The sequence below is a fragment of the Geodermatophilus telluris genome (assembly GCF_900102745.1).
Taxonomy (GTDB): Bacteria; Actinomycetota; Actinomycetes; order Mycobacteriales; family Geodermatophilaceae; genus Geodermatophilus; species Geodermatophilus telluris.
The window spans coordinates 1,064,052-1,070,437 of sequence record NZ_FMZF01000002.1; the positions used below are offsets into that span (position 1 = coordinate 1,064,052).

Genomic DNA, 6,386 nt, shown 5'->3' on the forward strand with positions numbered 1-6,386 from the left:
GCCGGGACCGGTGAGCAGACCCCGGTCCCGGCCGGCTCGGCCGGCTCTGCGGCTCAGCCGACCAGCCGGTCGGCCGCCGCGCGCAGGGAGCGCAGGAGCAGCAGCTCCTCGGCCGAGCGGCGCAGCCAGGTGCGCAGCCCGGCCGGGTCGTCGCGGGCGGCGTCGCGGACGGTGCCCAGGGCGAGCTGGCGGGTGTTGGCCTGGGCCCGCTGGGCCGGGGGCAGGCCGCGGGCCTCGGCGCGGGACAGCGCGGTGAGCGCGGCGCCGACGTAGACGAGGTCGCGCACCTCGTCGACGCCGGCCAGCACCGCGTCGGCACCGGCGGCGTCCCCGGCCTCGATGCGGCCGAGCAGCGCGCCGGCGCGCTCGCGGCCGAGGGCGGTGGGATCGGGGGAGGTCACCCCTCCACGGTGCCAGCCGGCTGCCGCGGCCCTGAGGGGGGACCTCCGGTGTCCACCCCGCGCGGGTCGTGCTCTGCCCACGGGGACGGGGCAGAGCACGAGGGACGACGGGGGAGGTGTTCCGGGCGCGGTCGTGCTCTGCCCACGGGGACGGGGCAGAGCACGACCCGGCTGCGACCTCCCTCAGGCGTCCCGGCGGGCGAAGGCCACCGCGGCCAGCCCCAGCAGGACGGCGACCTCGGCGGCGAACACCGCGAACCCGGTCCACGGTCCGAGCAGCAGCGGGTTGAACGACTCGACCGCCGTGATCCGCCCGCCGGCGTTGCCCGGCATCAGCTTGGTCAGCCACTCGCCCCAGGCGCCGGGCAGCAGCACCACGAGGTTGCCGACGACGAAGACCAGCGCCAGCACCACCGAGACCGTGGCCGCGGTCGAGCGCAGCAGCAGCCCGACGGCCATCGCGAACAGCCCCAGCCCGGCCATGTACAGCCCGCTGCCGACCAGCGCCCGCAGCAGCCCGTCGTCGCCGAGGGACAGCCCCAGGCCCTCCGCGTCCAGGAACGGGTTGCCCCCGAGCCAGCCGAGCACCGCGGTGACCACGCCGGTGACGAACAGCGTCCCGGCCAGGACGACGGACTTCGCCGCCAGCACCGTGCCGCGGCGGGGCGTCGCGGACAGCGTGGCGCGGATCATCCCGGTGCCGTACTCGCTGGTCACCGTGAGCGCGCCGAGCACCACCGCGGTGACCTGCGCGAACAGCAGGCCCCAGGTGACGAAGGCGCCGACCGGTTCCCCGGTCTCCCCGGTCGACAGCTCGTCGGCCACCAGCGCGCAGATCAGCGTCGTGAGCCCGGCGCCGACCACCACCATGGCGGCCAGCGACCAGCCGGTGGAGCGCACCGACCAGAGCTTGAGCCACTCGGCGTGCACCGCGCGGCCGAGGCCGGCGCGGGGTGCGGCGGCGGTGCGCGGGGCGGTCGGGACCGGTGCGGTCGGGGTGGGAGCGGTCACCGGGTCACCTCGGCGGGACGGGCGGCGTACTCGACGTCGCCGGCGGTCAGGGTCATGAAGGCGTCCTCCAGCGAGGAGCGGACGAGGCCGAGCTCGTGCAGCACCAGCCCCGCGCCGGCGGCCAGCTCGCCGACCGCGACGGTGTCGGCGCCCTGCACCCGCAGCTCGTCGCCGTCGCGGGTGACGTCGGCGCCGCGGGCGCGCAGCAGACCGGCGAGGACGCCCGGCTCCGGCGTGCGCACCCGGACGAAGGAGGCGGCGTGCGCGGCGATGAAGTCCGCGGTCGGGCAGTCGGCGAGCACCCGGCCCCGGCCGACGACGACGAGGTGGTCGGCGGTGAGCGCCATCTCGGCCATGAGGTGGCTGGAGACGAGCACGGTGCGGCCCTCGGCGGCCAGGTCGCGGGCCAGCGAGCGCACCCAGCGGATGCCCTCGGGGTCCAGGCCGTTGACCGGCTCGTCGAGGACGACGACCGGTGGGTCGCCGAGCAGCGCGGCCGCGATGCCCAGCCGCTGGCCCATGCCGAGGGAGAAGCGGCCGACCCGCTGGCCGGCCACCGCCTCCAGCCCGACCAGGCCGAGCACCTCCTCGACGCGGGCGGCCGGGATGCCGTTGGACGCGGCCAGCCAGCGCAGGTGCGCCCGGGCGGTGCGGCCGGGGTGCAGGGCGCGGGCCTCGAGCAGCGCGCCGACCGCGCGCAGCGGCGCGGGGGCGTCGGCGTAGCGGGCGCCGTCGACGGTGACCGTGCCGGCGGTGGGCCGGTCCAGGCCGACGACCATCCGCATGGTCGTGGACTTGCCGGCGCCGTTGGGGCCGAGGAAGCCGGTGACCCGGCCGGGGCGGACGGCGAAGGAGACGGCGTCGACGGCGACCCGGTCGCCGTAGCGCTTGGTCAGGCCGGAGGCGACGATCACGGCGTCACCGCCGGGCTGCGGGGGAGGAGGTCATGGCCGCGAGGCTCCCGCCGGGCGGGGAGCCGGCACATCCGGGCCGGGCCCCCATCCGTCCCTGATCCCCCGTCGGGGAGGACCCTGGTCAGGCGCTCCGGGGCAGCGCGGCGTCCTCGACCGTGCCGGCGTCCAGCAGCCGGCGCAGGGCCACCGCCGCCGTCCGCCCGGCCCGGTTGGCGCCGATGGTGCTCGCGCTCGGGCCGTAGCCGACCAGCTGCAGCCGCGGCTCCTCCACCGCGGTCGTGCCGACCACCGGGACGACCCCGTCGCGGGTGCGCAGCCGCAGCGGCGCGAGGTGGCCGACGGCGGCGCGGAAGCCGGTGGCCCACAGGATGACGTCGGCCGGCACGGACCGGCCGTCGTCCCAGGCGACGCCCTCGGGCGTGACCCGGTCGAACACCGGCAGCCGGGTGAGCACGCCGGCGTCGAGCGCCCGGCGCACCCACGGCGTCACCACCAGGCCGGTGGCCCCGACGACGCTGCCGGGCATCCGGCCGGCGCGCACGGCCTCGGCGACCCGGGCGACCGCGGCCCGGCCCTGCTCCTCGCCGAAGGGACCCTCCCGCCAGACCGGTGGCCGGCGGGTCACCCAGGTGGTCCGGGCGACGGCGGCCAGCTCGCCGAGCAGCTGCACCGCGGAGGCGCCGCCGCCGACCACGACCACCGACCGTCCGGCGAACTCCGCCGCCCCGCGGTAGCCGACGGTGTGCAGCTGGCGGCCGCGGAAGGTCTCCTGGCCCGGGTAGTGCGGCACGAACGGCCGGGTCCAGGTGCCGGTGGCGTTGACCACGCCGCGCGCCCGCCACGCGCCCCGGTCGGACTCGACGCGGAACCGCCCGTCGTCCTCGCGGCGGACCGCCGACACCCGCACCGGCCGCTGCACCGGCAGCGCGAAGTGCCGCTCGTACTCGGCGAAGTACGCCGGCACCGCCTCGGCGGCGGGCAGGTCCTCCGAGGCCGGCGCGAACGGCAGCCCGGGCAGCTCGTGCACCCGGTGCGTGGTGGCCACGGTCAGCGAGGGCCAGCGGTGCTGCCAGGCCCCGCCGGGCGCGGCGTCGGCGTCCAGCACGACGAAGCCCGGCCCGGCCGCGAAGCCCAGCCGCGCCAGGTGGTGCGCGGTCGCCAGCCCGGCCTGCCCCGCCCCGACCACCACGACGTCGACGTCACGCTCGCTGCCCACGTCCGGGCAACGCCGCCCGGACCGCCGCGCTTCCGCCGGTCAGGGCAGGGTGAGCCGCTCCAGGTCCGCGCCGCGCAGCGGCACCGACGCCGGGTCGTGGCCGAACCGGACGACGACCGCGCCGGGCCGGGCCTCCACCAGCCAGGCGGTGCGCGGCTCGCCGCCGTCGGCCGGGCGGTACTGCCACCGCTCGGCGAGCAGGGCCAGCCCGCGGGCGCGCAGGAACGCCGCGGCCTCCGCGCGGGTGGGCAGGGTCCGCAGGGGGGCGCCGAAGACGGCGTGCGCCGTCCACCCGTCGCGGTCGGCGGCCGCGGCCAGGTGGCCGACGAGCTCGCCGTCCTCCGGGCGGTGCACCGGCTCGAGCACGGGAGGGGTCACGTCCCCGACGCTACGGAGCCGGGCAACCGGGTTCCGCGGCTCAGCCCATGGCGAGGACGACGAGCAGGTACACCACCAGCAGCAGGGCCAGCACCACGACGCCGAAGCCGAGGGTGACCCAGCGGTGGATGGACGTGAGCAGCTCCGTCTGCCGCTCGAGCTGGCTCAGCTGCGCCCGGCGGAAGGTGTCGGTTCGCTCCTGCTCGGACGTCGGACGCGTGTCCATCTCGGCGGCTCCCCCTGGTCGGTGCTCAGCCCGACCGTAGGGCCGCCGTCGGCCGCCGGCCGTGAGCGACGCCCGCGGCGCGGTCTCGAGTGGCCCCCGGACCTCCGGCACCGCAAGGTCGGGGACGGACCGGTGAGCCACGCCGGCGACCCGGCCGTCCGACGGAGGACGCCGGGGTCCCGCTCGAGGAGGGCAGCCCCCGCATGCGCGCCATGGTCTACCGCGGGCCGTACAAGGTCCGGGTCGAGGACAAGGACGTCCCGGCGATCGAGCACCCCAACGACGCGATCGTGCGGGTCACGCTGGCCGCCATCTGCGGCTCGGACCTGCACCTCTACCACGGCCTCATGCCGGACACCCGGGTCGGGCACACCTTCGGCCACGAGTTCATCGGCGTCGTCGAGCAGGTCGGCCCGTCGGTGCAGAACCTGGCCGTCGGGGACCGGGTGATGGTGCCGTTCAACGTGTTCTGCGGCTCGTGCTGGTTCTGCGCCCGCGGCCTGTACTCCAACTGCCACAACGTCAACCCCAACGCGACGGCGGTCGGCGGCATCTACGGCTACTCGCACACCACCGGCGGCTACGACGGCGGCCAGGCGCAGTACGTCCGGGTGCCCTTCGCCGACGTCGGCCCCACGCGGATCCCCGACTGGATGCACGACGAGGACGCCGTCTGCCTGACCGACGCCGCCGCGACCGGCTACTTCGGCGCCCAGCTCGGCGAGATCGCCGAGGGGGACACCGTCGTCGTCCTGGGCGCGGGCCCGGTGGGGCTGGTCGCCGCGCAGTCCGCGTGGCTCATGGGCGCCGGGCGGGTGATCGTCGTCGACCACCTGGCCGAGCGCCTGGAGAAGGCCCGCACGATGGCCTACGCCGAGACGCTGGACTACGACGAGGTCGACGACGTCGTCGTCGAGCTGAAGAAGCAGACCGACTTCCTCGGCGCCGACGTCGTCATCGAGGCGGTGGGCGCGGAGGCCGACGGGAACCTCCTGCAGCAGGTGACCGGGACCAAGCTCAAGCTGCAGGGCGGCTCACCGGTCGCGCTGAACTGGGCCATCGACGGGGTGCGCAAGGGCGGCACGGTCTCCGTCGTCGGCGCCTACGGGCCGATCCCCAACGCGGTGAAGTTCGGCGACGCGCTGAACAAGGGGCTGACCCTGCGGATGAACCAGACGCCGGTGAAGCGGCAGTGGCCGCGGATGTTCGAGCACGTCCGCAACGGCCACCTGACGCCGCGGGAGGTGGTCACGCACCGGTTCCCCCTGGAGCACATCGCCGAGGCCTACCACGTGTTCTCGAACAAGCTCGACGGCTGCATCAAGCCGGTCATCGTGCCCGACGCGGCCTGAGGAGCGCCCCGTGACCGACCCCGAGACCCCGAGCGCCATCCCGAGCGCCATCCCGAGCGCCTACGTCCGCGACAAGCGCACGCCGCCGCCGAGCCGGGAGGAGCTGCGCGCGCGCATCCCCGGCTGGGGCGCCGACCTCGACCCGGCCGACCGGCCCTCGTACCCGAAGCTGCAGTACCCCGCCGACACCGGCGCGCACTGGGACTTCCCCGACCGCCAGCCGGGCGGCGAGGGCCGGGAGCGCTCGATCGAGCACGCCTTCGTCACCCCCGTCTTCGGCACCGCGCAGCCGCTGCGGGGGGTGTCCGGAGCGATCCGGCGGCTGGCCTACGCCCGCTTCAGCGAGGGGCGGCTGGCGCACTGGGTGCTGCTCGTCGTCGGCGACCGCGTCGACGCCTGGGGGCACCGCCTGCGCTCGTTCGCGTCCCGCCGTCCCGACGTGCCGGCCACGGGCGTGCGCACCGAGCTCACCCACGGTGGGGTGCGGTCGCGCCACGGGCGCTCCGACGTCCGGCACCAGCTCCTCGACCCGGTCGTGGTCGTGGGGCCCTGGGTGGCCGGCGCGGGTGCCGCGGTGCTCGGCCTCCGGCGGCTGGTGCGCGCCGTCCGCGGCTGACGGCCCGCCTCGGAGCCGGCCACGCTGCACGGCACGGGTCCGGAAGCACTGCGGGTCCTGGAGGGGGCTCTGGCCGAGCACGGGTCGCGGCTGGGCTGAGCCCGGGCGGGACCCGTGGGGAGCGGGACACCGGGGGACCGGACGTCCGAGGTCGTCCCCCGGGGTGCCGACCGCTGGGACTCAGCTCAGGGGGTCGCCGTCCCGGTGGCGGTGACTTCGGTGGCGGTGGCTTCGGTCGTGGTGGTGGGTGCCGCGGTCGTGGTGGTGGGTGC

General features: G+C 76.8%; 8 protein-coding genes. 2 read left to right on the top strand and 6 right to left on the bottom strand.

All coding sequences use genetic code 11. The annotated features are described in order from the left end of the window. Positions 1 to 53 precede the first annotated feature (53 nt). The 6 genes from BLQ97_RS10480 to BLQ97_RS10505 form a co-directional block, all read right to left on the bottom strand. Entirely contained in the window at positions 54 to 401 is a 348-nt protein-coding gene (locus BLQ97_RS10480) for a hypothetical protein (RefSeq protein ID WP_091365685.1), read from the bottom strand. Positions 402 to 584: 183 nt separating this feature from the next. After that, positions 585 to 1,412, bottom strand: a complete 828-nt coding sequence (locus tag BLQ97_RS10485; RefSeq protein WP_091365686.1) for an ABC-2 transporter permease — start codon at positions 1,410 to 1,412, stop codon at positions 585 to 587. Then, positions 1,409 to 2,326, bottom strand: coding sequence for an ABC transporter ATP-binding protein (locus BLQ97_RS10490; RefSeq protein WP_091365687.1), 918 nt, complete (start codon positions 2,324 to 2,326; stop codon positions 1,409 to 1,411). Before BLQ97_RS10490 ends, BLQ97_RS10485 begins: the two co-directional genes overlap by 4 nt. A gap of 121 nt (positions 2,327 to 2,447) precedes the next feature. Further along, a complete protein-coding gene (locus BLQ97_RS10495; RefSeq protein WP_091365688.1) occupies positions 2,448 to 3,542 on the bottom strand; it encodes an NAD(P)-binding domain-containing protein in 1,095 nt (364 codons plus the stop codon). A 39-nt stretch (positions 3,543 to 3,581) separates the two neighbouring features. Continuing rightward, positions 3,582 to 3,920, bottom strand: a complete 339-nt coding sequence (locus BLQ97_RS10500; RefSeq protein ID WP_139173564.1) for a hypothetical protein — start codon at positions 3,918 to 3,920, stop codon at positions 3,582 to 3,584. 40 nt (positions 3,921 to 3,960) lie between these two features. Next, on the bottom strand, positions 3,961 to 4,146 hold the full coding sequence (locus BLQ97_RS10505) for a hypothetical protein (RefSeq protein WP_091365690.1): 186 nt from the start codon (positions 4,144 to 4,146) through the stop codon (positions 3,961 to 3,963). Between the two features lie 203 nt (positions 4,147 to 4,349). Between BLQ97_RS10505 and BLQ97_RS10510 the strand changes: the two genes are divergently transcribed. Both BLQ97_RS10510 and BLQ97_RS10515 read left to right on the top strand, forming a co-directional pair. Continuing rightward, positions 4,350 to 5,498 carry a zinc-dependent alcohol dehydrogenase gene (locus tag BLQ97_RS10510; protein ID WP_091365691.1) on the top strand — a complete coding sequence of 383 codons (1,149 nt, stop codon included), beginning with the start codon at positions 4,350 to 4,352 and terminating at the stop codon, positions 5,496 to 5,498. 10 nt (positions 5,499 to 5,508) lie between these two features. Further along, positions 5,509 to 6,114 (top strand): hypothetical protein, encoded by a 606-nt coding sequence (locus BLQ97_RS10515; RefSeq protein WP_245692033.1) that lies wholly within the window; start codon positions 5,509 to 5,511, stop codon positions 6,112 to 6,114. Positions 6,115 to 6,386: the final 272 nt, after the last annotated feature.

What these genes read in the sequence shown, in the direction of transcription:
- BLQ97_RS10505 (WP_091365690.1), bottom strand. Translation starts at nt 4,146, where the DNA reads ATGGACACGCGTCCGACGTCCGAGCAGGAGCGAACCGACACCTTCCGC.
- BLQ97_RS10510 (WP_091365691.1), top strand. Translation starts at nt 4,350, where the DNA reads ATGCGCGCCATGGTCTACCGCGGGCCGTACAAGGTCCGGGTCGAGGAC.